Annotated in this window: 20 protein-coding genes; 17 read left to right on the top strand and 3 right to left on the bottom strand. The window is 66.5% G+C overall.

Annotation, left to right across the window (positions count from 1 at the left end):
- The first annotated feature begins 3 nt into the window (after positions 1-3).
- The 11 genes from BCR55_RS07245 (at position 4) to BCR55_RS07195 (ending at position 11,386) form a co-directional block, all read left to right on the top strand.
- Entirely contained in the window at positions 4-1,140 is a 1,137-nt protein-coding gene (locus BCR55_RS07245) for an SLC13 family permease (protein ID WP_053296669.1), read from the top strand.
- Between the two features lie 591 nt (positions 1,141-1,731).
- Positions 1,732-2,256 carry an ATP synthase subunit I gene (locus tag BCR55_RS07240; protein WP_006401468.1) on the top strand — a complete coding sequence of 175 codons (525 nt, stop codon included), beginning with the start codon at positions 1,732-1,734 and terminating at the stop codon, positions 2,254-2,256.
- Between the two features lie 110 nt (positions 2,257-2,366).
- Positions 2,367-3,218, top strand: coding sequence for a F0F1 ATP synthase subunit A (gene atpB, locus BCR55_RS07235; protein ID WP_006411132.1), 852 nt, complete (start codon positions 2,367-2,369; stop codon positions 3,216-3,218).
- Between the two features lie 76 nt (positions 3,219-3,294).
- Positions 3,295-3,564, top strand: a complete 270-nt coding sequence (gene atpE, locus BCR55_RS07230; RefSeq protein WP_004195828.1) for a F0F1 ATP synthase subunit C — start codon at positions 3,295-3,297, stop codon at positions 3,562-3,564.
- A 129-nt stretch (positions 3,565-3,693) separates the two neighbouring features.
- Entirely contained in the window at positions 3,694-4,164 is a 471-nt protein-coding gene (locus BCR55_RS07225) for a F0F1 ATP synthase subunit B (RefSeq protein WP_006401466.1), read from the top strand.
- A 2-nt stretch (positions 4,165-4,166) separates the two neighbouring features.
- On the top strand, positions 4,167-4,706 hold the full coding sequence (locus tag BCR55_RS07220; protein ID WP_006401465.1) for a F0F1 ATP synthase subunit delta: 540 nt from the start codon (positions 4,167-4,169) through the stop codon (positions 4,704-4,706).
- Positions 4,707-4,750: 44 nt separating this feature from the next.
- Complete coding sequence (gene atpA, locus BCR55_RS07215; RefSeq protein ID WP_006401464.1) at positions 4,751-6,292, top strand: F0F1 ATP synthase subunit alpha; 1,542 nt, start codon at positions 4,751-4,753, stop codon at positions 6,290-6,292.
- 119 nt (positions 6,293-6,411) lie between these two features.
- Positions 6,412-7,287 (top strand): F0F1 ATP synthase subunit gamma, encoded by an 876-nt coding sequence (atpG, locus tag BCR55_RS07210; protein ID WP_006401463.1) that lies wholly within the window; start codon positions 6,412-6,414, stop codon positions 7,285-7,287.
- Positions 7,288-7,353: 66 nt separating this feature from the next.
- Positions 7,354-8,748: a F0F1 ATP synthase subunit beta gene (gene atpD / locus BCR55_RS07205; protein WP_006401462.1), complete on the top strand. Its 1,395-nt coding sequence runs from the start codon at positions 7,354-7,356 to the stop codon at positions 8,746-8,748.
- Positions 8,749-8,992: 244 nt separating this feature from the next.
- Entirely contained in the window at positions 8,993-9,418 is a 426-nt protein-coding gene (locus tag BCR55_RS07200; RefSeq protein WP_006401461.1) for a F0F1 ATP synthase subunit epsilon, read from the top strand.
- Between the two features lie 240 nt (positions 9,419-9,658).
- Positions 9,659-11,386: an AMP-binding protein gene (locus tag BCR55_RS07195; RefSeq protein WP_006408100.1), complete on the top strand. Its 1,728-nt coding sequence runs from the start codon at positions 9,659-9,661 to the stop codon at positions 11,384-11,386.
- Positions 11,387-11,799: 413 nt separating this feature from the next.
- On the opposite strand, the gene BCR55_RS07190 is transcribed toward BCR55_RS07195, so the two are convergent.
- Together BCR55_RS07190 and BCR55_RS07185 are read right to left on the bottom strand one after the other, a co-directional pair.
- Positions 11,800-12,075 carry a hypothetical protein gene (locus BCR55_RS07190; protein WP_065494388.1) on the bottom strand — a complete coding sequence of 92 codons (276 nt, stop codon included), beginning with the start codon at positions 12,073-12,075 and terminating at the stop codon, positions 11,800-11,802.
- Between the two features lie 4 nt (positions 12,076-12,079).
- On the bottom strand, positions 12,080-12,856 hold the full coding sequence (locus BCR55_RS07185) for a transporter substrate-binding domain-containing protein (RefSeq protein WP_012212477.1): 777 nt from the start codon (positions 12,854-12,856) through the stop codon (positions 12,080-12,082).
- Positions 12,857-13,005: 149 nt separating this feature from the next.
- Here BCR55_RS07185 and hemE point away from each other — a divergent pair, with 149 nt between their 5' ends.
- The 4 genes from hemE to BCR55_RS07165 all read left to right on the top strand — a co-directional run bounded on the left by hemE (position 13,006) and on the right by BCR55_RS07165 (position 22,313).
- Positions 13,006-14,100 carry a uroporphyrinogen decarboxylase gene (hemE, locus tag BCR55_RS07180; protein ID WP_302622064.1) on the top strand — a complete coding sequence of 365 codons (1,095 nt, stop codon included), beginning with the start codon at positions 13,006-13,008 and terminating at the stop codon, positions 14,098-14,100.
- Between the two features lie 451 nt (positions 14,101-14,551).
- Complete coding sequence (locus tag BCR55_RS07175) at positions 14,552-16,825, top strand: primosomal protein N' (protein WP_065494386.1); 2,274 nt, start codon at positions 14,552-14,554, stop codon at positions 16,823-16,825.
- A gap of 331 nt (positions 16,826-17,156) precedes the next feature.
- The gene (gene putA / locus BCR55_RS07170; protein WP_065494385.1) at positions 17,157-21,089 is read left to right on the top strand and encodes a trifunctional transcriptional regulator/proline dehydrogenase/L-glutamate gamma-semialdehyde dehydrogenase; all 3,933 of its coding nucleotides are present in this window, start codon (positions 17,157-17,159) and stop codon (positions 21,087-21,089) included.
- An 84-nt stretch (positions 21,090-21,173) separates the two neighbouring features.
- Positions 21,174-22,313: a branched-chain amino acid ABC transporter substrate-binding protein gene (locus tag BCR55_RS07165; RefSeq protein ID WP_006408106.1), complete on the top strand. Its 1,140-nt coding sequence runs from the start codon at positions 21,174-21,176 to the stop codon at positions 22,311-22,313.
- Between the two features lie 217 nt (positions 22,314-22,530).
- Here BCR55_RS07165 and BCR55_RS07160 read toward each other — a convergent pair whose 3' ends face one another.
- Positions 22,531-24,183: an acyl-CoA dehydrogenase family protein gene (locus BCR55_RS07160; protein ID WP_065494384.1), complete on the bottom strand. Its 1,653-nt coding sequence runs from the start codon at positions 24,181-24,183 to the stop codon at positions 22,531-22,533.
- Between the two features lie 89 nt (positions 24,184-24,272).
- Here BCR55_RS07160 and BCR55_RS07155 point away from each other — a divergent pair, with 89 nt between their 5' ends.
- Both BCR55_RS07155 and BCR55_RS07150 read left to right on the top strand, forming a co-directional pair.
- Positions 24,273-24,941, top strand: a complete 669-nt coding sequence (locus BCR55_RS07155; RefSeq protein ID WP_059938133.1) for a TetR/AcrR family transcriptional regulator — start codon at positions 24,273-24,275, stop codon at positions 24,939-24,941.
- A 217-nt stretch (positions 24,942-25,158) separates the two neighbouring features.
- Entirely contained in the window at positions 25,159-26,313 is a 1,155-nt protein-coding gene (locus BCR55_RS07150) for a pyridoxal phosphate-dependent aminotransferase (RefSeq protein ID WP_006401450.1), read from the top strand.
- Positions 26,314-26,324: the final 11 nt, after the last annotated feature.

Raw genomic sequence — 26,324 nt, 5'->3', positions numbered from 1 at the left:
AGCATGTCGATTAACGACACGGGCGCGCCGGCGTCGCGCCGGTGGCTCGGCTGGCTTGCACAGGAGCCCGTGCTGTCCGTGCTGGCGCTCGGCCTGATCGTGCTAGAATGGTTGCGTCCGCAACCGATTCGCGTTCTGGCCGAGCGCGTCGACTGGCAGACGGTCGCGACGCTCGCGGGCCTGCTGATGCTGACGAAGGCGCTGGAACTGTCGGGCTGCCTGATGTGGCTCGCGCACCGGATCGTGCATCACGTGCGTTCCGAGCGCGGGCTCGCGATGCTGCTCGTGGTGTTCGCGGCCGTGCTCTCGATGTGGCTGACGAACGACGTCGCGCTGTTCGTCGTCGTGCCGCTGATGGTGTCGTTGCGCGAACTGACGCCGCTGCCGTTCCGGCGCCTCGTGATCGTGGTCGCGCTGGCCGTCAATGCGGGATCGATCGCGACGCCGCTCGGCAATCCGCAGAATCTTTTTCTGTGGCAGTTGAGCGGCGTGTCGTTCGGCCGCTTCGTCGTGACGCTCGGGCCGCTCGCCGTCGCGCTGATGGTGCTGCTGCTCGCGCTGACTGCATGCGCGTTTCGCGCGAAACCGCTCGATCTGTCCGGCGACGTCGCGGGCGTCGACGTGCACCGCACGCACGCGCTGATCGCGGCCGTGCTGTTCGCCGCATTCGTGCTGCTGGCCGACGCGCATCATCCGCTGCCGGCGCTGATTGCGGTGACGATCGTGCTGCTCGCCGTTCAACGCAAGGCAGTCCTGAAGATCGACTGGCTGCTGCTGCTGATTTTCGTGCTGATGTTCGTCGTGCTGCGCACGGCCGCGGCGCTGCCGTGGATACACGACGCGATCGCGCACGCGCGGCTCGATTCGCCGCTGCGCGTGTTCGCGGCGGGCGCGATCCTGTCGCAAGGCATCAGCAACGTGCCGGCCGCGATCCTGCTGTCGGAGTTCACGCACGACTGGCGTGCGCTCGCGTTCGGCGTATCGGTCGGCGGCTTCGGATTCGCGATCGGCTCGCTCGCGAATCTGATCGCGGTTCGTCTCGCGAAGGAACCGCGCATGTGGCTGCCGTTCCACCTCGTGTCGATTCCGTTCGCGCTCGCGAGCGCCGTGCTCGGCGCATGGCTGCTCGCGCATCTCTGACGATCGCTGCACAGAATATCGGCTGGCCTCGGCGGTGGCGACGCACAGCCTGCGCTGTGCCGGCGTGCGCCGCGCGCGCGGGGTGCGGGGCGGACACGGCGGGGTGCGACGGGCCCAGTGAATCGGCTGTGGTGCGACTGCAACCGATGCGCGCGGATCTTCGAATTCGCGAATCCGGCCGAGCAGTCCGCAATGCAGCTTCACGGCAAATTTCCGCGTCCGGCGACGCACGCTTCACCCGTTCGATCGTGTGCCACGCTTTCCACCGCATCGCGACGGCGACAAACGCCGGCCGTTCGACCAACGACGTCTCCCGCCGCACGCCTGTGCGGATCGCCGCGACGATCGCATTACCACACATTTTCTTCGACCGATGACGACGCAAAAGTTGACCTTACAACTGTCATCGTACGTCCCCGAATCGCGCGTTTTCTCGCATCATGACGCGTCGTTTCACGCCGGTTTTTGTCGCGTCTAAAGCCTTGAATCAGTTGCAACTATCGCTTACAATCGCCCGGATTTGTTAGCTCGGCACCCCTGAAAGCTTTCGGAAAGCTTGGGGCCGGTTTCAGGATTTTGCGGAAGACTGCGATGGCGGGTCAGGCGCCGAACGATAGGCACGATGATCACCGCGCGCAACGCACCGCTTCAGCGGCCGGCGAGCGGCGCGAATCCGATGACGACTGGGATGTCGAGCAGCAAGATAACAACATCGTTCCGCTCACACGGGCGGAGGCCGAGAAGCTCTTCGGCCCGAACGTGAGCAAGCCGTCGCGCGTGACCCCGTACAAAGTGGTGATCGCGCAGGTGGCACTGTCCCTGGTTGCAACGCTGGCGTGGTGGCTGTTTTCAAAGTCGCCCGGCGCCGCTGCGCAATCCGCGTTTCTGGGCGGGGCGATCGGCTGGGTGCCAAGCGCGTTGTTCGTGGCACGACTGAAGGCGGGTGGCTCGGCCACCGTGATGAGCTGGGTGGCCGGCGAAGCGCTGAAGCTCGGCGTGACGATCGGCATGTTCGCCGCAGTGGCGTACGGCTATGCCGGCGTGCACTGGCCGGCGCTCCTCGTCACCTACCTCGTCGTGCTGAAGACGTACTGGATCGCGCTGGCCTGGCGGTAAGAAACAAGCAGCGTGCGGTTTTCGACACGAAATCGCACGGGCCCGTTCCCGCAATAGCGTGTTGCGGAACAGGCAAAACGATTTTCGACAATTAGGGTGGCATTAACGATATGGCAGCTAGCGAAGGCACGCGCAGTCCGGATCCGTCCGAGTACATTGCGCACCACTTGCAGAATTTTTCCACCTCGCATCAGACGTCGATTTTCGACATCCACGTCTGGAATCTCGACACGCTGTTCTGGTCGATCGTTTGCGGCATCGTGACGATCGTCCTGCTGCGTCTGGCCGCCCGCAAGGCGACGCCGGGCGTACCGGGCCGCTTCCAGTGCGCGATCGAGATGCTCGTCGAGATGGTCGAAGACCAATCGAAGGCCATCGTTCACGGCAACCGCACGTTCATCGCGCCGCTCGCGCTCACCGTGTTCGTGTGGGTCGCGCTGATGAACTCGCTCGACTTCCTTCCGGTGGATCTGCCGGGCCGCGTGATCGGCTGGCTGGGTCTGTCGAACGTGATCTCCCACCATCGCATCGTTCCGACGGCCGACCTCAACGGCACGCTCGGCATCGCGCTCGGCGTGTTCGTCCTGATGATCTACTACAGCATCAAGATCAAGGGCCCGGGCGGTTTTGCGCATGAGCTGCTGTCGGCGCCGTTCGGCGCGCACCCGCTGCTGTGGATCCCGAACCTCGCGCTCAACGTCGTCGAATACGTCGCGAAGACCGTCTCGCTCGGCATGCGGTTGTTCGGCAACATGTACGCGGGTGAGCTGTTGTTCCTGTTGATCGCCCTGCTCGGCAGCATGTGGAGCTTCGGTGGCGACGCAACGTTCCTCGGCTTCGTTGGTCATGTGATCGCGGGCAGCGTCTGGGCAATCTTCCACATCCTGATTGTTCTGTTGCAGGCATTCATTTTCATGATGCTGACGCTGGTGTATCTCGGCCAGGCGCACGACAAGCATTAAGCACGGCGTGCAAAAAAGAGTCTTCGTTTTATTTTCTTAAATCTCTAGTTCCAAGTCTTTTCACAAAGGAGTGATCATGCAAGCTTTCATCGCCAACATCCAGGGTCTGACCGCCATCGGTATCGGCATCATCATCGGCCTGGGTGCAATCGGCGCCTGTATCGGTATCGCGCTGATGGGCGGCAAGTACATCGAAGCGTGCGCACGTCAGCCGGAACTCATCAACCCGCTGCAAACGAAGATGTTCCTGCTGGCCGGCCTGATCGACGCGGCATTCCTGATCGGCGTGGGTGTCGCAATGCTGTTCGCGTTCGCGAACCCGCTCCTGTCGAAGCTCGCAGGCTAAGGTTCCTCGGAAATATGCGCCCGGCGTGAGCCGGCGCAGGGCGGAACGGAGACTTGGGGCGCTGATCGAATGCAACTCGATGAGCGCCTTACCGTTTCATTTTTCCGGAATAGCAGATAAGGAAACACCGTGAATCTCAACGCAACTCTGTTTGCGCAAATGGTCGTGTTCCTGGTCCTCGCGTGGTTCACGATGAAGTTCGTGTGGCCGCCGTTGATCAACGCCCTCGACGAACGTTCGAAGAAGATCGCCGACGGCCTCGCCGCCGCGGAAAAGGGCAAGGCGGAACTCGAAGCAGCGCACAAGCGCGTGGACCAGGAACTCGCGCAGGCCCGCAACGACGGCCAGCAGCGCATCGCCGACGCCGAAAAGCGTGCCCAGGCGGTCGCCGAGGAAATCAAGGCCAACGCCCAGGCTGAAGCCGCCCGCATCGTCGCGCAGGCGAAAGCGGAAGCAGAACAGCAAATCGTGAAGGCGCGAGAAGCGCTGCGCGGCGAAGTCGCTGCGCTGGCCGTGAAGGGCGCCGAGCAGATCCTGAAGCGCGAAGTCGATCAAACGGCCCACGCCCAACTGCTGAATCAACTGAAAGCCGAGCTCTGATCATGGCCGAACTTGCAACCATCGCCCGCCCTTACGCAGAAGCGCTGTTCCGCGTGGCCGAGGGCGGTGACATCGCCGCCTGGTCCACGCTCGTGCAAGAGCTGGCCCAGGTTGCGCGTCTGCCGGAAGTGCTGTCGGTCGCGTCGAGCCCGAAGGTGACGCGTGCGCAAGTGGCCGAGCTGCTGCTTGCCGCGCTGAAGTCGCCGCTCGCGGCCGGCGCCGAAGCGAAGAACTTCGTGCAGATGCTGGTCGACAATCATCGCATCGCGCTGCTGCCGGAAATCGCCGAGCAGTTCGAGGCGCTCAAGAACGAACGTGAAGGCGCAGCGGACGCCGAGATCGTGAGCGCGTTCCCGCTGGACGGCGCGGATCTCGACAGTCTCGTCGCGAGCCTCGAACGCAAGTTCAAGCGCAAGCTGAAGCCGACGGTCGAAGTCGATTCGTCGCTGATCGGCGGCGTGCGCGTGACGGTCGGCGACGAAGTGCTCGACACCTCGGTTCGCGCGCGCCTCGCATCGATGCAGGCTGCCTTGACCGCCTGAGCGCCACGCCGGCACGCAACAGAATTGACTATCAGGAGCGAATAATGCAACTCAATCCCTCTGAGATCAGCGAGCTGATCAAGAGCCGGATCCAGGGCCTTGAAGCGAGCGCAGACGTTCGCAACCAGGGCACCGTGATCTCCGTGACCGACGGTATCGTGCGCATCCACGGCCTGTCGGACGTGATGCAGGGCGAAATGCTCGAGTTTCCGGGCAACACGTTCGGCCTCGCGCTGAACCTCGAGCGCGACTCGGTCGGCGCGGTGATTCTCGGCGAATACGAACACATCTCGGAAGGCGACGTCGTCAAGACGACGGGCCGCATTCTCGAAGTCCCGGTCGGTCCGGAACTCATCGGCCGCGTGGTCGACGCGCTCGGCAACCCGATCGACGGCAAGGGCCCGGTCAACGCGAAGCTGACCGACGCGATCGAAAAGATCGCCCCGGGCGTGATCTGGCGTAAGTCGGTGTCGCAGCCGGTGCAGACGGGTATCAAGTCGATCGACGCGATGGTGCCGATCGGCCGCGGCCAGCGCGAGCTGATCATCGGCGACCGCCAGACCGGCAAGACCGCGGTGGCGCTCGACGCGATCATCAACCAGAAGGGCAAGGACCTGATCTGTATCTACGTCGCGATCGGCCAGAAGGCTTCGTCGATCATGAACGTGGTGCGCAAGCTCGAAGAAACGGGCGCGATGGCGTACACCATCGTCGTCGCCGCTTCGGCATCGGATTCTGCCGCGATGCAGTACCTCGCACCGTACGCGGGCTGCACGATGGGCGAATACTTCCGCGATCGCGGCCAGGACGCGCTGATCATTTACGACGACTTGACCAAGCAGGCTTGGGCATACCGTCAGATTTCGCTGCTGCTGCGCCGTCCGCCGGGCCGTGAAGCGTACCCGGGCGACGTGTTCTATCTGCACTCGCGTCTGCTCGAGCGTGCGGCGCGCGTCTCGGAAGAGTACGTCGAGAAGTTCACGAACGGCGAAGTGAAGGGCAAGAGCGGTTCGCTGACGGCACTGCCGGTCATCGAAACGCAGGCAGGCGACGTGACGGCGTTCGTTCCGACGAACGTGATCTCGATTACCGACGGCCAGATCTTCCTGGAAACCGACCTGTTCAACGCAGGCATCCGCCCGGCAATCAACGCCGGCGTGTCGGTGTCGCGCGTCGGTGGCGCCGCGCAGACCAAGGTCGTGAAGAAGCTGTCGGGCGGTATCCGTACCGACCTCGCGCAGTACCGTGAACTGGCCGCATTCGCGCAGTTCGCATCGGACCTCGACGAAGCGACCCGCAAGCAGCTCGAGCGCGGCCGCCGCGTGACGGAACTGCTGAAGCAGCCGCAGTACCAGCCGCTGCAGGTGTGGGAACTGGCCGTGTCGCTGTTCTCCGCGAACAACGGCTACCTCGACGATCTCGACGTGAAGCAGGTGCTGCCGTTCGAGAAGGGCCTGCGCGAATTCCTGAAGACGAGCCACGCTGACCTCATCAAGCGCATCGAAGACACCAAGGATCTCTCGAAGGACGACGAAGGCGCGCTGCGCGCGGCGATCGAATCCTTCAAGAAGTCGGGTGCCTATTGATCCGTGGGTGACACACCGAGGCCGCGCGGGAGCCGAGGCGCCCGCGCCGCTTCGGTGAGCGGTGCATGAGCCCCGAGTAAAGCGCTGAAGCGCCAACTCGGGGCGCAAAGGAGCAAGCTATGGCTGGAATGAAGGAAATTCGCGGCAAGATCAAGAGCGTGCAGAACACGCGCAAGATCACGAAGGCGATGGAGATGGTGGCCGCATCGAAGATGCGCCGCGCGCAGGAACGCATGCGCGCCGCTCGTCCGTACGCGGACAAGGTCCGTGCCATCGCCGCGCACATGAGCCGCGCGAACCCGGAGTACCGCCACCCGTTCATGGTGGCGAACGAAGGCGCGAAGACGGCCGGCATCATCCTCGTCACGACGGACAAGGGTCTGTGCGGCGGTCTGAACACGAACGTGCTGCGTGCGTCGGTGCAGAAGTTCAAGGAGCTCGAAGAGAAGGGCCAGAAGGTCGAAGCCACCGCGATCGGCGGCAAGGGTCTCGGCTTCCTGAACCGCTTCGGCGCGAAGGTGCTGTCGCAGGTCGTGCATCTCGGCGACACCCCGCATCTCGACAAGCTGATCGGTGCGGTCAAGACGCAGCTCGATCTGTACTCGGAAGGCAAGCTGTCGGCGGTCTATCTCGCTTACACGCGCTTCATCAACACGATGAAGCAGGAAGCCGTGATCGAGCAGCTGCTGCCGCTGTCGTCGGAGCACTTCGAGGCCGACGACGGTACGCCGGCCACGTCGTGGGACTACATCTACGAGCCGGACGCGCAGGCAGTCGTCGACGAACTGCTCGTGCGTTACGTCGAGGCGCTGGTGTACCAGGCCGTCGCGGAGAACATGGCGTCCGAGCAATCGGCGCGGATGGTCGCGATGAAGGCCGCGTCCGACAACGCGAAGACGGTGATCAGCGAACTGCAGCTCGTCTACAACAAGAGCCGTCAGGCCGCGATCACGAAGGAACTGTCGGAGATCGTCGGCGGCGCAGCCGCTGTTTAAGCGCGCGCCCGGGACGACAACTGCGCCTTTGCGCGAGTAAAGAATCAGGTATTTAAAGGAAAAGCGATGAGTACTGCTGCTTTGGTAGAAGGCAAGATCGTACAGTGCATCGGCGCCGTTATCGACGTGGAATTCCCGCGCGACAGCATGCCGAAGATCTACGACGCGCTCATTCTCGATGGCTCGGAACTGACGCTCGAAGTCCAGCAGCAGCTGGGCGACGGCGTGGTCCGTACCATCTGTCTGGGTGCATCCGACGGCCTGCGCCGCGGCCTGACCGTGAAGAACACGGGCAACCCGATCTCGGTGCCGGTCGGCAAGCCGACCCTCGGCCGCATCATGGACGTGCTCGGCCGTCCGATCGACGAAGCGGGCCCGATCGAAAGCGAAACGAAGCGTTCGATCCACCAGAAGGCGCCGGCGTTCGACGAACTGTCGCCGTCGACCGAACTGCTCGAAACGGGCATCAAGGTCATCGACCTGATCTGCCCGTTCGCAAAGGGCGGCAAGGTCGGTCTGTTCGGCGGTGCAGGCGTGGGCAAGACCGTCAACATGATGGAGCTCATCAACAACATCGCGAAGGAGCACGGCGGCTACTCCGTGTTCGCGGGCGTGGGCGAGCGTACCCGTGAAGGGAACGACTTCTACCACGAAATGAAGGACTCGAACGTTCTCGACAAGGTCGCGCTCGTGTACGGCCAGATGAACGAGCCGCCGGGCAACCGTCTGCGCGTCGCGCTGACCGGCCTGACGATGGCCGAGTTCTTCCGTGACGAAGGCCTCGACGTGCTGTTCTTCGTCGACAACATCTACCGTTTCACGCTGGCCGGTACCGAAGTGTCGGCACTGCTCGGCCGTATGCCGTCGGCAGTGGGCTATCAGCCGACGCTGGCTGAAGAAATGGGCAAGCTGCAGGAACGCATCACGTCGACCAAGAAGGGCTCGATTACGTCGGTTCAGGCCGTGTACGTCCCTGCGGACGACTTGACCGACCCGTCGCCGGCAACCACCTTCGGCCACCTTGACGCAACCGTCGTGCTGTCGCGTGACATCGCGTCGCTGGGTATCTACCCGGCGGTCGACCCGCTCGACTCGACGTCGCGCCAGATCGACCCGAACGTGATCGGTGAAGAGCACTACTCGATCACGCGTCGCGTTCAGCAGACGCTGCAGCGCTACAAGGAACTGCGCGACATCATCGCGATTCTGGGCATGGACGAACTGTCGCCGGAAGACAAGCTGTCGGTCGCCCGTGCGCGTAAGATCCAGCGTTTCCTGTCGCAGCCGTTCCACGTCGCTGAAGTGTTCACGGGCTCGCCGGGCAAGTACGTGCCGCTGAAGGAAACGATCCGCGGCTTCAAGATGATCGTCGACGGCGAGTGCGACCACCTGCCGGAACAGGCGTTCTACATGGTCGGCACGATCGACGAAGCCTTCGAGAAGGCCAAGAAGATCCAGTAAGGGTTCGAGTGAGTCGCACGCCGGCGCATGCGGCCGCGCATAAGTCATCGCTGATTTATCGCCGCGGCCGACCGCGCCGATCGCAACACGCTCAACCCGCCGTGCATGAGATTGGAGCGAGGCCGAAGTGCCCGTTCCGGTCGATGGCCGACGGGCCGCGATCCGCGCAAGCGCGAACGCAGGCCCGCCGCGGCATCGGTCGGACGTCGCGCCGAAGCGCTCGCACCGATCGACAGGAGTCGATATGGCAACCATCAAAGTAGACGTCGTCAGCGCGGAAGAGCAGATCTTCTCGGGCGAGGCGAAATTCGTCGCGCTGCCGGGCGAAACGGGTGAGCTGGGTATTCTGCCGGGCCACACGCCGCTGATCACGCGGATTCGTCCGGGTGCGGTGCGCATCGAAGTCGAGGGCGGCAGCGACGAATTCGTGTTCGTCGCCGGCGGCATTCTCGAAGTGCAGCCGGGCGCCGTGACGGTGCTCGCCGATACCGCGATCCGCGGCAAGGACCTCGACGCGGCGAAGGCCGAGGAAGCGCGCAAGCGTGCCGAGGAAACGCTGCAGAACGCGAAGTCGGACCTCGACCTCGCGAAGGCGCAGTCCGAGCTCGCGACCGCGATGGCGCAGCTCGAGGCGATCCAGCGTCTCGCGAAGATCCGCAGCCGGCACTGAGCCGGCCGCGTATCGCGCGAAAAGAGAGCAGCCTTCGGGCTGCTTTTTTTTCGCCTGCAGTTTCGGTCCGCGCGCGCGCATCGTTGCGTCCGGTCGTGCTATTTCATCCCGACGCCGCGATTTGATGTCAGAGTGTCGTCAGCGGAGCGCGGCATCATCCGCGATGCGGCTCGCCGCGGTGCGCCCGCCCGCGCAGCCGGCCGGCCCGCGCCGCTCAGACAAAAACGGACGGAGACACTCATGGCAGCAGACCTTGGCGTACGGGCGCTGATCGCGCCCGAGAACGGACTGTCGTACGTGCGCGGCGCGATCGACGTGCCCCTGTCGGAGGCGACGATCGGCCGCTTCCTGCGCGACACGGCCGAGCGCTTTCCCGAGCGGCCCGCGGTCGTGTTCCGCGAGCAGCAGGTGCGCTGGACCTGGCGCGAATTCGCGGCCGAAATCGACGTGCTCGCCGCCGGCCTTGCGGCGCTCGGCATCGAAAAGGGCGACCGCGTCGGCATCTGGTCGCCGAACCGCAGCGAGTGGCTGCTCACGCAGTTCGCGACTGCGCGCATCGGCGCGATTCTCGTGAACATCAATCCCGCATACCGGCTCGCGGAACTCGAATACGCACTGAACAAGGTCGGCTGCAAGGCCGTGATCGCGGCCGAACGCTTCAAGTCGTCGGCATACGTCGAGATGCTGCAGACGATTGCGCCCGAGCTGGCGAACGCGGCGCCCGGCGAACTGCGCGCGGCACGCGTGCCGAGCTTGCGCACGGTGGTATCGATGGGCGACGTCGCGCCGCCCGGCATGTTCCGCTTTGCCGACGTGATCGCGCGCGGGCGCGCCAGCGTCGATTCGGCCGCACTCGACGCGCTCGGTGCGACGCTCGCACCGAGCGATCCGATCAACATCCAGTTCACGAGCGGCACGACCGGCAGCCCGAAGGGCGCGACGCTCACGCACCGCAACGTCGTGAACAACGCGCGCTTCATCGCGATGGCGATGCGCTTTACCGAGCAGGACGCGCTCTGCATTCCGGTGCCGCTGTATCACTGCTTCGGGATGGTGCTCGCGGTGCTCGCGTGCGTGTCGACCGGCGCGGCGATGGTGTTTCCCGGCGAGGCGTTCGACCCCGTCGCGACGCTCGCGGCCGTCGCCGAAGAGCGCTGTACCGCGCTGCACGGTGTGCCGACGATGTTCATCGCGGAACTCGATCATCCCGAGTTCGCGAAGTTCGACCTCTCGACGTTGCGCACCGGCATCATGGCCGGCTCGCCGTGTCCGATCGAGACGATGAAGCGCGTGGTGTCTCAAATGCACTTGTCGGAGATCACGATCGCATACGGGATGACGGAAACGAGCCCCGTATCGTTCCAGAGCTCGACCGACGATCCGCTCGAGAAACGCACGACGACCGTCGGACGCGTGCAGCCGCATCTCGAGGTGAAGATCGTCGATCCGAGCGGCGAGATCGTGCCGGTCGGCGTGACGGGCGAGCTCTGCACGAAAGGCTACTCGGTGATGCTCGGCTACTGGGACGACGACGCGAAGACGCGCGAAGTGCTGATCGACGGCTGGATGCACACGGGCGATCTCGCGACGCTCGACGCGGAAGGCTACTGCAACATCGTCGGCCGCCTGAAGGACATGGTGATTCGCGGCGGCGAGAACGTGTATCCGCGCGAGATCGAGGAATTCCTGTTCCGGCATCCGAAGATTCAGAGCGCGCAGGTGTTCGGCGTGCCCGATCCGAAGTACGGCGAGGAGCTGTGTGCGTGGATCGTGCTGCGCGCGGACGAGCAGATGACCGAGGACGACGTGCGCGCGTTTTGCCAAGGGCAGATCGCGCACTACAAGATTCCGCGCTATATCCGCTTCGTCGACGAACTGCCGATGACGGTGACAGGCAAGGTGCAGAAGTTCGTGATGCGCGAACGGATGATCGACGAGCTGAAACTCGACGTGCAGAAGACCGCCTGACGATTCGGCTGAACGGGAGAGACGGGAAACGCGGCGGCCTGCTTCGGGCCGTTGCGTTTTCGATGGACGAAAAAAAGCGGGCTTATTAGCCCGCTAAAAACCACACGCTACGGGGTTAGCGCGAGGAGACCAAAGATGAAACCGGATCCGGCGGGGGGCCGGAAACGACTCCAACAAGGATGCCCCTCGGAAGGGCTTCGGTACGTGACCGACTGGCTCGCAGCGCTTCGCGTCCGCTCACACTTGGCACACGAGACCGCATCCGTGTTGAAACCGTTGAGGCCATTGTGGGCGAATTGATGGACTATCGCGGTAACAAAGTGTTTCAGGTTGTAACGCCCGTCAGATAAGGCTTTCCGGGATTTTTTGCTGTTTTCGGCATCCTGAAAAAGGTCATTTTTACCCACCTTTTCTCATGCGTTTTCATCGCGTGCGTGCAATGCGATTTTCACGCGCATGACGCTCGATGAAATGTCGATTTGCACGCCGGAAAGTGCGCGGCGTGCAAGCGAAGACGATCGCCGCTTCATCCGTTGGAAAGATTTTGAAACGTGATCGTCGACGAAAACAGTCGGCCGTTCGGCCAGTTCGACGCGCGGCGATCGGCGAGGTGAGTTCGAACGCGCGTGCGGCGGCCGGCGCGCGAAGCGAAGCGCGTGAACCGAAGCACGCGCATCGCCGTCGATCATGCCGTTACTTGAGCCATTTATCGGAGATCGCCTGGTATTCGCCCGTCGACAGCGCGAGGTGCAGCCACTGATCGACGTACTGCTGGAACACGACGTCGCCGCGCGGCACCATGTACGCCTTCTCGCCGAACTGGAACGGCTTGTCCGGGTGCACCGAGCAGAGGCCCGGATTCAGCTTTTGCTGCAGCAGCGTCTCGGACGCGTCGGTCACCATCACGTCGGCCTTGCCCGCGAGGATCTGCTTGAAGATCGTCACGTTGTCGGGATAGACGGTCAGGTTCGCATGCGTGAAATACTGCTTCGCGAAACGCTCGTTCGTGCCGCCGGGGTTCACGATCACGCGCGTTTCCGGCCGGTCGATCTGCGCGACCGTCTGATATTTGTCGACGTCGCCGCAGCGCACGATCGGCGTCTTGCCGTCGACGACGTACGGCTGCGTGAAGAACGCGCGCTTCTGCCGTTCGAGCGTCGTCGATACGCCGCCGACCGCAATGTCGCATTTCGCGACGAAGTCGGCGGTCAGGTTCGACCAGCTCGTCTTCACGTAGTCGGGCTTCACGCCGAGCGATTTCGCGAGCGATTCGGCCATGTCGATGTCGATGCCCTCGAAGCGGCCGTCCGTGCGGTAGTACGAATACGGCTTGTAGTCGCCGGTCGTGCAGACGCGCAGCGTGCCGCGCGCGAGCACGTCGTCGAGCCGGGAAGCGCCGGCGCCTTCCGCCTGCGCGGCGCCGGCGCAGCACAGCATCGCAGCCGCGGCGATCGTGGCGAGTGTCTTCATCTGTCTCCTCCTGGGTTCGGTTCGATATGAGCGTCCGATCATAACGGAGCCATCGCGCGCGTCATATGGCCGCCATCGCGCGGGCACGCGCAGTCCGAGCGCGGCTGTCCGGTAAAATGCCGGTTTGCCTACGCACCGTCGCTCACACCGTGGCCCATACCCTGCTCAACGACACCTTCCTGCGTGCGCTTCTGCGCGAGCCGACCGACTACACGCCGATCTGGCTCATGCGCCAGGCGGGCCGCTATCTGCCGGAATACAACGCGACGCGCGCGCGGGCCGGCAGCTTCCTCGGCCTCGCGAAGAATCCCGATTTCGCGACCGAAGTGACGCTGCAGCCGCTCGAGCGCTTTCCGCTCGACGCCGCGATCCTGTTCTCCGACATCCTGACGATTCCCGACGCCATGGGCCTCGGCCTCGACTTCCAGGTCGGCGAAGGGCCGAAGTTCGCGCATCCGGTGCGCACCGAGGCCGACGTCGCGAAGCTCGCGGTCCCCGACATCGGCGCGACGCTCGGCTACGTGACCGATGCGGTACGCGAGATCCGGCGCGCGCTCACCGATGGCCAGGGCCGCCAGCGCGTGCCGCTGATCGGCTTCTCCGGCAGCCCGTGGACGCTCGCGTGCTACATGGTCGAGGGCGGCGGCTCGGACGATTTCCGCACCGTGAAGTCGATGGCGTATACGCGTCCCGACCTGATGCACCGGATTCTCGACGTGAACGCGCAGGCCGTGGCCGCGTATCTGAACGCGCAGATCGAGGCGGGCGCGCAGGCGGTGATGATTTTCGACACGTGGGGCGGCGCGCTCGCCGACGGTGCGTATCAGCGCTACTCGCTTGACTACATTCGCCGCGTGGTCGCACAGCTCAAGCGCGAGCATGACGGCCGGCGCGTGCCGGTCATCACGTTTACGAAGGGCGGCGGGCTATGGCTCGAGGAAATCGCGGCGACGGGCGTCGACGCGGTCGGGCTCGACTGGACGGTCAACGTCGGCGCCGCGCGCGAGCGTGTCGGCGGCCGCGTCGCGCTGCAGGGCAACCTCGATCCGACGATCCTGTTTGCGCCGCCGGCCGTCGTGCGCGAGCAGGCGCGTGCGGTGCTCGACAGCTACGGCAATCATCCGGGCCACGTGTTCAACCTCGGCCACGGCATCTCGCAGTTCACGCCGCCCGAGCACGTCGCCGAACTCGTCGACGAAGTGCATCGCCACAGCCGCGCGATCCGTAGCGGAGCCGCGCGCTGAACGCAAGCGCCGTCATGCTGCAGTGCGGCGTGGCGGCGTTGCGCAGCCGGCGCTAAACAGGGCGCAACCCCGCACCGGCCGCCGATTCGATGCTTGTCAAGACTTGACTTATACACATTTTCCTCGTTGCACCGCGGTAGAGTCCGATGTCGGTCCATCCGTCCCGCTATGATTCGGGAATTTGAATAGCAGCCTTGTGGGATAAGGCTTCGCGGGGCCCGCCGAAGGTCGGGCGGAAGCAGCGGCAAGCGCGACACGGCGCGCGGCGCGCGTAAAGGACCGCAAGTTCTCAACAAAGTTATCCACAGGTCGTGCAGGGTATACGGCGATTCCTAATGAGAATCCAAAACTTAGCGCCGAATCTGAAGTTTTACTTTAAGTTCGCCGACGCGATGCGGACGCGCGCCTATACCGTCTGTGCCACCGCAGCAGCGGTCGCCGGAGCCCCGCGATGAGCGGCACGTATCTGCGCGTCGCGCTCGACCATCCGCTCGCGACGCTGTTCGACTACCGATGCGACGTCGACCCGCCGCCGGGCCCCGGCACGCTCGTGCAGGTGCCGTTCGGCAAACGCCGCGCGGTGGGCCTCGTCTGCGAAGTGACGGCTCACACCGACGTGCCGCCGGCGCGGCTGCGGGCGATCGACGCGGTCTGCACCGAGCTGCCGCCGCTGTCGGCCGACTGGCTCGCGCTCGTGTCGTTCGCGGCCGACTACTATCAGCGCGGCCGCGGCGAAGTCGCACTGCCGGCGCTGCCGCAAGCGCTGCGCGACGCGCAGCGCTGGGGGCGGCTGCTCGCGCCCGAAGTGCGATACCGGCTCACCGGCGCCGGCCGAGCGGCACTGCCCGACGCATTGCCGGCGCGCGCCGCTGCGTTGCGGCGGCTGGCGCAGGCGCTCGCCGACGCGAACGCGCTGACGCTGCCCGACGCGCGCGCGCTGCATCCGAAGGCGGCCGCGACGCTCGACGACTGGGCGGCGCGCGGCTGGGTCGACGTGCAGGAGATCGGCTGGTCGGACGCGGCTGTGGGCAATCCTGTGCCCAACGGTGTGGATAACCTGTCGACAACCGGTGGAAGAACTGTGCGGCCGGCGCTGACCGACCAGCAGGCGGAAGCGCTCGACGCGATCCGCGCGGCGCGGGGTTTCGCGCCGTTCCTGCTGCACGGCGTGACCGGCAGCGGCAAGACCGAGGTTTATCTGCACGCGCTCGCGTCGCTGCTCGACACGCGCCCCGATGCGCAGGCGCTCGTGCTCGTCCCCGAAATCAACCTCACCCCGCAGTTCGAGGCCGCGTTCCGCGCGCGCTTCGCGGGCACGCTCGCCGACGACGCGATCGTCACGCTCCACAGCGGCCTGGCCGAAGGCGAACGCGCGCGCAACTGGCTCGCCGCGCATACGGGCCGCGCGCGCATCGTGCTCGGCACGCGGCTCGCGGTGCTCGCGTCGCTGCCGACGCTCGCGCTGATCGTCGTCGACGAGGAACACGAACCGGCGTACAAGCAGCAGGAAGGGTTGCGCTATTCGGCGCGCGATCTCGCGGTTTGGCGCGCGAAGCATCTCGACATTCCGGTCGTGCTCGGCTCGGCGACGCCTTCGCTCGAGAGCTGGTGGCAGGCCGAGCAGGGACGCTACACGCGGCTCACGCTGTCGCGCCGCGCGGTGGCCGATGCGGTGCTGCCGACGGTGCGGCTGATCGACCTCGAAGAGGAGCGGCGGCGCGGGCGCGCATCGACGGGCGGGCTGTCCGGGCCGCTGATCGCCGCGCTGAAGACGCGGCTCGAGCGCGGCGAGCAGAGCCTCGTGTTCCTGAACCGGCGCGGCTACGCGCCGCAGCTCGCCTGCGACGCGTGCGGCTGGGTCGCAGGATGCCCACGCTGCAGCGCCTATGTCGTGCTGCACAAACCCGAGCATGCGCTGCGCTGCCATCACTGCGGCTGGGAAGCGCGCATTCCGCGCTCGTGCCCCGAATGCGGCAACGTCGACATCGCGCCGCTCGGGCGCGGCACGCAGCGTATCGAGGAGACGCTCGCCGAAGCCGTGCCGGGCGCGCGCGTGCTGCGCATCGACGCGGACAGCACGCGCCGCAAGGGCAGCGCCCAGGCGCTGTTTTCCGACGTGCACGCGGGCGAAGTCGACATCCTGGTCGGCACGCAGATGATCGCAAAGGGGCACGATTTCCAGCGCGTGTCGCTCGTCGGCGTGCTCAACGCCGATACCGCGCTGTTCTCGCACGACTTCCGCGCGAGCGAGCGGCTGTTCGCGCAGCTGATGCAGGTGAGCGGACGCGCCGGGCGCGCAGGGCTGCCGGGCGAGGTGCTCGTGCAGACGCGCTACCCGCGTCACGCGCTCTATCACGCGCTCGCGCGGCAGGATTACGTCGGCTTCGCGAACTCGACGCTCGGCGAGCGTCGCGACGCCCATTTGCCGCCGTTCGTCTATCAGGCGCTGCTGCGCGCGGAAGCGCGCACGCTCGATGCCGCGCTCGCGTTTCTGCAGCAGGCCGCGGCCGCGCTGCCCGGGCTGCCGGGCGCCGATCGCGTGACCGTCTACGATGCGGTGCCGATGACGATCGTCAAGGTCGCGAACGTCCATCGTGCGCAACTGCTGCTCGAAAGCGCGTCGCGTGCGGCGCTCCAGCATGCGCTGCGCGCATGGCAGCCTGAACTGCGCGCGCTGAAGGGCGTGCTGCGGTGGAGCGTCGAGGTCGATCCGCTCGACATCTGACGCGCCGCAGCGGCGCGCGCTTGCTCCCGGCGCCGCTTCTTCCTTACACCCGCCGCGGCCACGCGGCCATCCCAGTGCAACCCGTTTTCGTCGCCCGTCCGTGCACGCCGGACGGCGCGGCCGTGCGCGAATGCGTCCGATCAGGGAAAACACCGATCCGTCGACCACGGGCAACCCCTAGGTTGCGACCGGATAAGTGTCTGATTATATTGATCAAATCGATGGTGCAACCCGTCTTGAAATTCGGTTGCACCTTTTTATTGCGTGCCGTAGGATTTCGCGCATCCTCTCACACCACATTGCCGGCCTTGCGCCGGCGCATGAACCCACCATGGCAAGCACGACCCTCGGCGTCAAAGTCGACGACCTTCTCCGCTCACGTCTGAAAGATGCGGCGACGCGTCTCGAACGCACGCCTCACTGGCTCATCAAGCAGGCGATCTTCGCGTATCTGGAGCGGATCGAGCACGGCCAGCTGCCGCCCGAGCTGTCGGGCCACAGCGGCGTCGCGGATCTTGCCGACGGGCACGCGACGGACGGCGAGGACGACAACTCGCCGCACCCGTTCCTCGAGTTCGCGCAGAACGTGCAGCCGCAGTCGGTGCTGCGCGCGGCGATCACGGCCGCGTATCGCCGGCCCGAGCCGGAGTGCGTGCCGTTCCTGATCGGCCAGGCGCGTCTGCCCGCGAATCTGCAGGCCGACGTGCAGTCGCTCGCGACCAGGCTCGTCGAGGCGCTGCGCGAGAAGAGCTCGGGCGGCGGCGTCGAAGGGCTGATCCACGAGTTCTCGCTGTCGAGCCAGGAAGGCGTCGCGCTGATGTGCCTCGCCGAAGCGCTGCTGCGCATCCCGGATCGCGCGACGCGCGACGCGCTGATCCGCGACAAGATCAGCAAGGGCGACTGGCGCTCGCACGTCGGCCATGCGCCGTCGCTGTTCGTGAACGCGGCGACGTGGGGGCTGATGATCACCGGCAAGCTCGTGACGACGAACAGCGAAGCGGGGCTGTCGTCCGCGCTCACGCGCCTGATCGGCCGGGGCGGCGAGCCGCTGATCCGCAAGGGCGTCGACATGGCGATGCGCCTGATGGGCGAGCAGTTCGTCACCGGCGAGACGATTTCCGAAGCGCTCGCGAACAGCCGCAAGTACGAAGCGCGCGGCTTCCGCTACTCGTACGACATGCTCGGCGAAGCGGCGACGACCGAAGAGGATGCGCAGCGCTACTACGCGTCGTACGAGCAGGCGATCCACGCGATCGGCAAGGCGGCCGGCGGCCGCGGCATCTACGAAGGGCCGGGCATCTCGATCAAGCTGTCCGCGCTGCATCCGCGCTATTCGCGTTCGCAGCAGGAACGCACGATGACCGAGCTGCTGCCGCGCGTGCGCGCGCTTGCGCTGCTCGCGCGCCGCTACGACATCGGCCTGAACATCGACGCGGAAGAGGCCGATCGTCTCGAACTGTCGCTCGATCTGCTCGAGGCGCTGTGCTTCGATCCCGATCTCGCGGGCTGGAACGGAATCGGTTTCGTCGTGCAGGGCTACCAGAAGCGCTGCCCGTTCGTGATCGACTATCTGATCGACCTCGCGCGCCGCAGCCGTCATCGTCTGATGATCCGGCTCGTGAAGGGCGCGTACTGGGATACCGAAATCAAGCGCGCGCAGGTCGACGGGCTCGAGGGCTACCCGGTCTACACGCGCAAGATCTACACGGACGTGTCGTATCTGGCGTGCGCGAAGAAGCTGCTCGCGGCGCCCGATGCCGTGTATCCGCAGTTCGCGACGCACAATGCGTACACGCTGGCCGCGATCTATCACCTGGCCGGCCAGAACTACTACCCGGGCCAGTACGAATTCCAGTGCCTGCACGGCATGGGCGAGCCGCTGTACGAGGAAGTCACGGGCCGCGACAAGCTGAACCGTCCGTGCCGCGTGTACGCGCCGGTCGGCACGCACGAGACGCTGCTCGCCTATCTCGTGCGCCGCCTGCTCGAAAACGGCGCGAACACGTCGTTCGTGAACCGCATCGCCGACAAATCCGTCTCGGTGAAGGAACTGGTCGCCGATCCGGTCGACGAGGCATCGAAGGTCGTGCCGCTCGGCGCGCCGCATCCGAAGATTCCGCTGCCGCGCAACCTGTACGGCGACGAGCGTCCCAACTCGATGGGCCTCGATCTGTCGAACGAGCATCGTCTCGCATCGCTGTCGTCCGCGCTGCTCGCGAGCGCGCATCATCCGTGGCGCGCGGCGCCGATGCTCGCCGACGACGCGCTCGCCGACGCGCCGGCGCGCGACGTACGCAATCCGGCCGACCAGCGCGACATCGTCGGCACGGTCAGCGAAGCGACGGCCGAGCACGTGAGCGCGGCGCTCGCGCATGCGGTCACGGCCGCGCCGATCTGGCAGGCGACGCCGGTCGATGCACGCGCCGACTGCCTCGTGCGCGCGGCCGATCTGCTCGAGGCGCAGATGCACACGCTGATGGGCCTGATCGTGCGCGAAGCCGGCAAGTCGCTGCCGAACGCGATCGCGGAAATCCGCGAAGCGGTCGACTTCCTGCGCTACTACGCGGCGCAGATCCGCGGCGAATTCTCGAACGATACGCATCGTCCGCTCGGCCCGGTCGTCTGCATCAGCCCGTGGAACTTCCCGCTCGCGATCTTCATGGGCCAGGTCGCCGCCGCGCTCGCGGCCGGCAACACGGTGCTCGCGAAGCCTGCGGAGCAGACGCCGCTGATCGCGGCGCAGGCCGTGCGCCTGCTGCGCGAGGCCGGCGTGCCGGCCGGCGCGGTGCAGCTGCTGCCGGGCGACGGCGAGACGGTCGGCGCGGCGCTCGTCGCCGATCCGCGCACGCGCGCGGTGATGTTCACGGGCTCGACCGAGGTTGCGCGCCTGATCAACAAGACGCTGTCCACGCGCCTCGACCCGGACGGCAAGCCGATTCCGCTGATCGCGGAGACGGGCGGCCAGAACGCGATGATCGTCGACTCGTCGGCGCTCGCGGAACAGGTCGTCGCGGACGTGATGCAGTCGTCGTTCGACTCGGCCGGTCAACGGTGTTCGGCGCTGCGCGTTCTGTGTCTGCAGGACGACGTCGCCGATCGCACGCTGACGATGCTCAAGGGCGCGATGCAGGAACTGTCGCTCGGCAACCCGGACCGTCTGTCGACCGACGTCGGCCCGGTGATCGACGCGGAGGCGAAGCGCACGATCGACGCACATATCGCGACGATGAAGGACAAGGGCCATGCGGTCACGCAGCTCGCGATGCCGGAAGCGTGCGCGCACGGCACGTTCGTGCCGCCGACGCTGATCGAGATCGGCAGCATCGACGAACTGAAGCGCGAAGTGTTCGGCCCCGTGCTGCACGTCGTGCGCTATCGCCGCAGCCAGCTCGACAAGCTGCTCGAGCAGATCCGCGCGACGGGCTACGGCCTCACGCTCGGGATCCATACGCGGATCGACGAGACGATCGCGCACGTGATCTCGCGCGCGCACGTCGGCAACATCTACGTGAACCGCAACGTGATCGGCGCGGTGGTCGGCGTGCAGCCGTTCGGCGGCGAAGGGCTCTCCGGTACCGGGCCGAAGGCCGGCGGGGCGCTGTATCTGCAGCGTCTGCTCGCGACGCGTCCGTCGGGCCTGCCGCGTTCGCTCGCGCAGTCGCTCGTCGCGGACGGCGCGGTGGAAGGCGGCGAGCGTGCGCACCCGGCGGCGGCGCTCACGGCGCTGCGCGACTGGCTGATCGAGCAGCGCGAGCCGGCGCTGGCCGCGCGCTGCGACGGCTACCTCGCGCAGGTGCCGGCCGGCGCGACCGCCGTGCTGACGGGGCCGACGGGCGAGCGAAACACGTATACACTCGGCCCGCGCGGCACGGTGCTGTGCGTCGCAGCGACGCCGTCCGGCGCACGCGCGCAGCTCGCGGCGGTGCTCGCGACCGGCAACCGCGCGCTGTTCTCGGGCGCGGCCGGCGAGGCGCTGGTCGCCGCGCTGCCCGCCTCGCTGAAGGCGCATGCGACGGTGCGCAAGCAGGCCGACGCGGCGTTCGACGCGGTGCTGTTCGAAGGCGACAGCGACGAACTGCTGACGCTCGTGAAGGAAGTCGCGCAGCGGCCGGGCCCGATCGTGTCGGTGCAGGGCGTGTCCGCGGGCGCGTTCGAGCACGGCGACGCGGAGGACTACGCGCTCGAGCGGCTCTTGACCGAGCGCTCGGTCAGCGTGAATACGGCCGCGGCGGGCGGCAATGCGAATTTGATGACGATCGGCTGACCATCCTTGCCGCTCGGCTCAAACAATGGAAGCGGCAAGGCGATCCCGAAGCCGCTCCACTTACCCTGGTACCTAGGAGATGCTATGCAACACACGATGAAAAAGCTGGCAGGCGCGACGTTCGTCGCTGTCATGTCGCTGGCGGGGACGGCTCACGCGGACGACGTGAAAATCGGTTACGCAGGGCCGATGACGGGCGCGCAGGCGCACTACGGCAAGGATATGCAGAACGGGATCGTGCTCGCGCTGGAGGATTTCAACGCGACGAACCCGAAGATCGGCGGCAAGCCGGTCAAGTTCGTGCTCGAAACGGCGGACGACCAGGCTGACCCGCGCACCGGCACGACGGTCGCGCAGAAGCTCGTCGACGACGGCATCAAGGGCATGCTCGGCCACTTCAACTCGGGCACGACGATCCCGGCTTCGCGCATCTATGCGAACGCGGGCATTCCGGAAATCGCGATGGCGACGGCGCCGGAATACACGCAGCAGGGCTACAAGACGACGTTCCGGATGATGACGTCCGACACGCAGCAGGGTTCGGTGGCGGGCACGTTCGCATCGAAGGATCTCGGCATGAAGCGCATCGCGATCGTCGACGATCGCACCGCGTACGGCCAGGGTCTCGCCGACCAGTTCGAGAAGGCCGCGAAGGCCGGCGGCGCGACGATCGTCGACCGCGAGTTCACGAACGACAAGGCCGTCGACTTCAAGGCGATCCTGACGAAGCTGAAGGCCGCGAAGCCGGACCTGATCTACTACGGCGGCGCGGATTCGCAGGCAGCGCCGATGGTCAAGCAGATGAAGGCGCTCGGCATCACGGCGCCGCTGATGAGCGGCGAAATGGTGAAGACGCCGACGTTCCTGAAGATCGCGGGCAACGCGGCGGAAGGCACGATCGCGTCGCTGGCCGGTCTGCCGCTCGACGAGATGCCCGGCGGCAAGGCGTATGCGGAGAAGTACAAGAAGCGCTTCGGCGAAGACGTGCAGACCTACTCGCCGTACTCGTACGACGGCGCGATGGCGATGCTGAACGCGATGAAGAAGGCCGATTCGACGGATCCGGCGAAGTACCTGCCGGTGCTCGCGAAGACCGACATGGCCGGCGTCACGTCGACGCATGTCGCGTACGACGCGAAGGGCGACCTGAAGAACGGCGGCATCACGATGTACAAGGTCGAGAAGGGCGAGTGGAAGCCGCTGAAGAGCATCGGCGGCAAGTAAGCCGCACGGTGTAGCTACAGCAGCATGACGGCCGGGCCGCGGGATCCTGCGGCGCCGGTCCGGCATTCGGAACCCGTCGCGAGCGTCGAGCGCTCGCGGCGGGTTTTGTTTTTCGGCGGTCGAGCGATGGGGCGGCGACTTGACTTCGTCGAGCGCCGTATCGCTGCATCGACCGGTACCGGCGACACGCGCGCGAATTCGCGAATCGGGCGCGCCGTCACTGCGGATACGCGCGCTCGAGCAGCGCGCCGACGTCGATCGCATGCGGGTCGAACGCGCCGGCCACGCGTCCCCACGACGCTTCGCCGAGCCGCGTCGCGATGAACGCATCCGACACGGCCGCCGGCGCATCGCGTCGCAGCAGGCAGGCCTGGGCCGTCAGCGCGAGCCGCTCGGCGAACAGGCGCGCCGACGCCTCGAGCGTGTCGGCCGGCGCGGCGAGCATCGCGCGCAGCGCGTCGAACGCCGCGCGGATCTGCGGTTCGCCGGCGCCGAGCTCGCTCAGTTCGGCGAACAGCGCGGCAGCCGAATCGGGCTCGCGCGACACTGCGCGCAGCACGTCGAGGCACATCACGTTGCCCGAGCCTTCCCAGATCGAATTGACGGGCGCCTCGCGGAACAGCCGCGCGATCGGGCCGTCGTCGACGTAGCCGTTGCCGCCGAACACTTCCATGACCTCGCCGGTCAGCTCGACCGCGCGCTTGCAGACCCAGAATTTCGCGGCCGGCGTGACGATCCGCTTCCATGCGCGCTCGCGCGGCGAGTCGTCGTGCTCGAACGCATCGGCGAGCCGCATCGCGAGCACGAGCGCGGCTTCGCTTTCGAGCGCGAGATCGGCGAGCACCGTGCGCATCAGCGGCTGCTCGGCGAGCGCGCGGCCGAACGCGTGGCGCTGGCGCGTGTACGCGATCGCCTGCACGACGCCCTGGCGCAGCATCGCCGCGCTGCCGAGCACGCAGTTGAGCCGCGTGTAGGTCGCCATGTCGATGATGGTCGGGATCCCGCGCCCTTCGTCGCCGAGCATGATGCCCCACGCGTCGTCGAGCTCGATCTCGCTGCTCGAATTGCTGCGGTTGCCGACCTTGTTCTTCAGACGCTGGATCTCGACCGCGTTCTTCGTGCCGTCCGGCCGCCAGCGCGGCACGTAGAAGCACGACGGGCTGCCGGCTTCGGTGCGCGCGACGACGAGGTGCGCGTCGCACATCGGCGCGGAGAAGAACCACTTGTGGCCGCGCAGCCGGTATTCGCCGCCGCGTCCGCCCGCGCCGGCCGGCGTCGCGAGCGTCGTGTTCGCGCGCACGTCCGAGCCGCCCTGTTTCTCGGTCATCCCCATGCCGAACCAGATCGAGCGCTTGTCGGCGATCGGCACGTCGCGCGCATCGTAGTCGTCGCTGTACAGCTTGTCGCGCAGCGCTTCCCAGAGCGCGGGCTCCTTCTGCAGCACCGGAATCGCCGCCTGCGTCATCGTCGCCGGGCACAGCGTGCCGGCCTCGATCTGCCCGTGCAGATAGAAGCCGGCGGCGGTCGCGGCCCAGCGGCCGCGCCGCGTATCGCGAAACGCGAGCGACACGAAGCCTTCGTTCCGGTACAGCCCGAGCAACGCGTGCCACGCGGGATGGAACTCGACGCGGTCGATCCGGCGGCCGCGCCGGTCGAACACGTTCAGTTCCGGCGTATGGCGATTCGCTTCGTCGGCGAGCCGCGCGGTGTCGGCGCTGCCGAGCCGCGCGCCGTATGCGTCGAGCTGCGGCACGGCCCAGTCCGCGCCGGCGCGCGCGAGCGCGTCGCGCAGCGCGATGTCGGTCGCGAACGGGTTATAGTCGACCAGTTCGTCGAACTGGTTCGTGACGACGTGGGTCGGTTCGCTCATCGAATGTCTCCTGTCGGCGCGGCCGCGCGTTCGACCCGCGTGGGGCCGCGCGACGAAGCGCGTTCGTCTCGAATTCGAGGGTAGCAAATATGCCGCCGCGACATGTTCAGGTTCCCGCGCCGTCAGGCTCGCCCGCGGCGCCTTCCGCGCCGGTACTGCGCCGCCGGCCGCGCCAGCCGCGCGCACGCGCGAGTTCGGACGCGCTGCAGCAGGCGTTCGTTCAGCTTTTGCGCGAGCGCGGCTACGCGAAGACGACGATCCGCGAGATCGCGGCGGTGGCCGGCGTCAGCGTCGGCACGTTCTACGAGTACTTCGGCGACAAGCAGAGCCTCGCGGCCTTCTGCATCCACCGTCACGTGCTTGCGCTGGCCGAGCGGCTGCGCGAGGCGGCGCACGCGCTGCGCGGCGAGGCGCGCGCCGCGCTGGCCGCCGCCTTCGTCGATCTGCAGGTCGATGCGGTTGCCGGCGACGCGGCGCTATGGAGCCTGCTGTTCGCACTCGAACGGCAGGTATCGTCGCTGGCCGCGTATCGCCGGCATTACGACGCGTATGTCGCGCTGTGGCGCGACGCGCTCGCGTACACGGCGGACCCGCCGCCGGCTGCGCGTCTCGATGCCATCGCGCGCATGGCGCATACGATCTGTTACGGCGGCATCTCGCAGGCGCTGCTGACGCTCGGCCCAGCGTGGGACGCCGCCGCATTGCGCGGCGAGCTGCACGCGGCGCTGCGCGCGTATCTGGCCGTGCTGCCCGCCTGAGCGCGCCGTCCGTAGCCGGCAATGCCCGACGCGCATGCCGGCGCCGCCGGTGTGCCCGGCGGCTGAACCGTTTTCCTCGTTCGCCATGAGCAAAATGCATGGCCGCCATGACGAACTTTCGGTTGTCCGCCGATATTGGCTCGGGCTAAATCATGCGGAACGCGCAGGCCGCGCGAGCGTGCGGCCGGCCCGACAGACACCGGAAGGAGGAGGAGACATGCGAAGCGCCACTGCGCCCCGTTCGAAACTGCCCGACGTCGGCACGACGATCTTTACCGTGATCGGCCAGCTCGCCGCGCAGCACGACGCGCTGAACCTGTCGCAGGGCGCGCCGAATTTCGCGCCGGATCCGGCGCTCGTCGAGGGCGTCGCGCGCGCGATGCGCGACGGCCACAACCAGTACGCGCCGATGGCCGGCGTCGCGGCGCTGCGCGAGCGGCTCGCGGAGAAGACCGAGACGCTGTACGGCACCCGTTACGATCCGGCGACCGAGATCACTGTGATCGCGAGCGCGAGCGAAGGGCTCTATGCCGCGATCAGCGCGCTCGTGCATCCGGGCGACGAGGTCATCTATTTCGAGCCGTCGTTCGACAGCTACGCGCCGATCGTGCGCATGCAGGGCGCGACGCCGGTCGCGATCAAGCTGTCGCCCGAGGATTTCCGCGTGAACTGGGACGAGGTCGCGGCCGCGATCACGCCGCGCACGCGCATGATCATCGTCAACACGCCGCACAACCCGACCGCGACCGTGCTGTCGGGCGACGATCTCGCGCGGCTCGCGCAGCTCACGCGCGGCACCGACATCGTGATCCTGTCCGACGAGGTGTACGAGCACGTCGTGTTCGACGGCGCGCTGCATCAGAGCATGGCGCGGCACCGCGAGCTGGCCGAGCGCAGCGTGATCGTGTCGTCGTTCGGCAAGTCGTTCCACGTGACGGGCTGGCGCGTCGGCTACTGTCTCGCGCCGGCCGCGCTGATGGACGAGATCCGCAAGGTGCATCAGTTCATGGTGTTCTCGGCCGACACGCCGATGCAGATCGCGTTCGCCGACATCCTCGCGCGCCCGGACAGCTACCTCGGGCTGTCGGCGTTCTATCAGGCCAAGCGCGACCTGCTCGCGCGCGAGCTCGCCGGTTCACGGTTCGAGCTGCTGCCGAGCGCGGGCTCGTTCTTCATGCTCGCGCGGTTCCGGCATTTCTCGGATGAGCGCGACAGCGATTTCGTGCTGCGGCTGATCCGCGATGCGCGCGTCGCGACGATTCCGCTGTCGGCGTTCTATACCGACGGCACCGATGCGGGCCTGATCCGGCTCAGTTTCTCGAAGGACGACGCGACGCTGATCGAAGGCGCGCGGCGCTTGCGTTCGCTGTAGGCGCGGCGCCC

Source organism: Burkholderia sp. CCA53 (genome assembly GCF_001685525.1).
Lineage (GTDB): Bacteria > Pseudomonadota > Gammaproteobacteria > Burkholderiales > Burkholderiaceae > Burkholderia > Burkholderia multivorans.
Note: the sequence above shows the minus strand (reverse complement) of the source record. Positions and strands in the feature narration are given on the sequence as shown.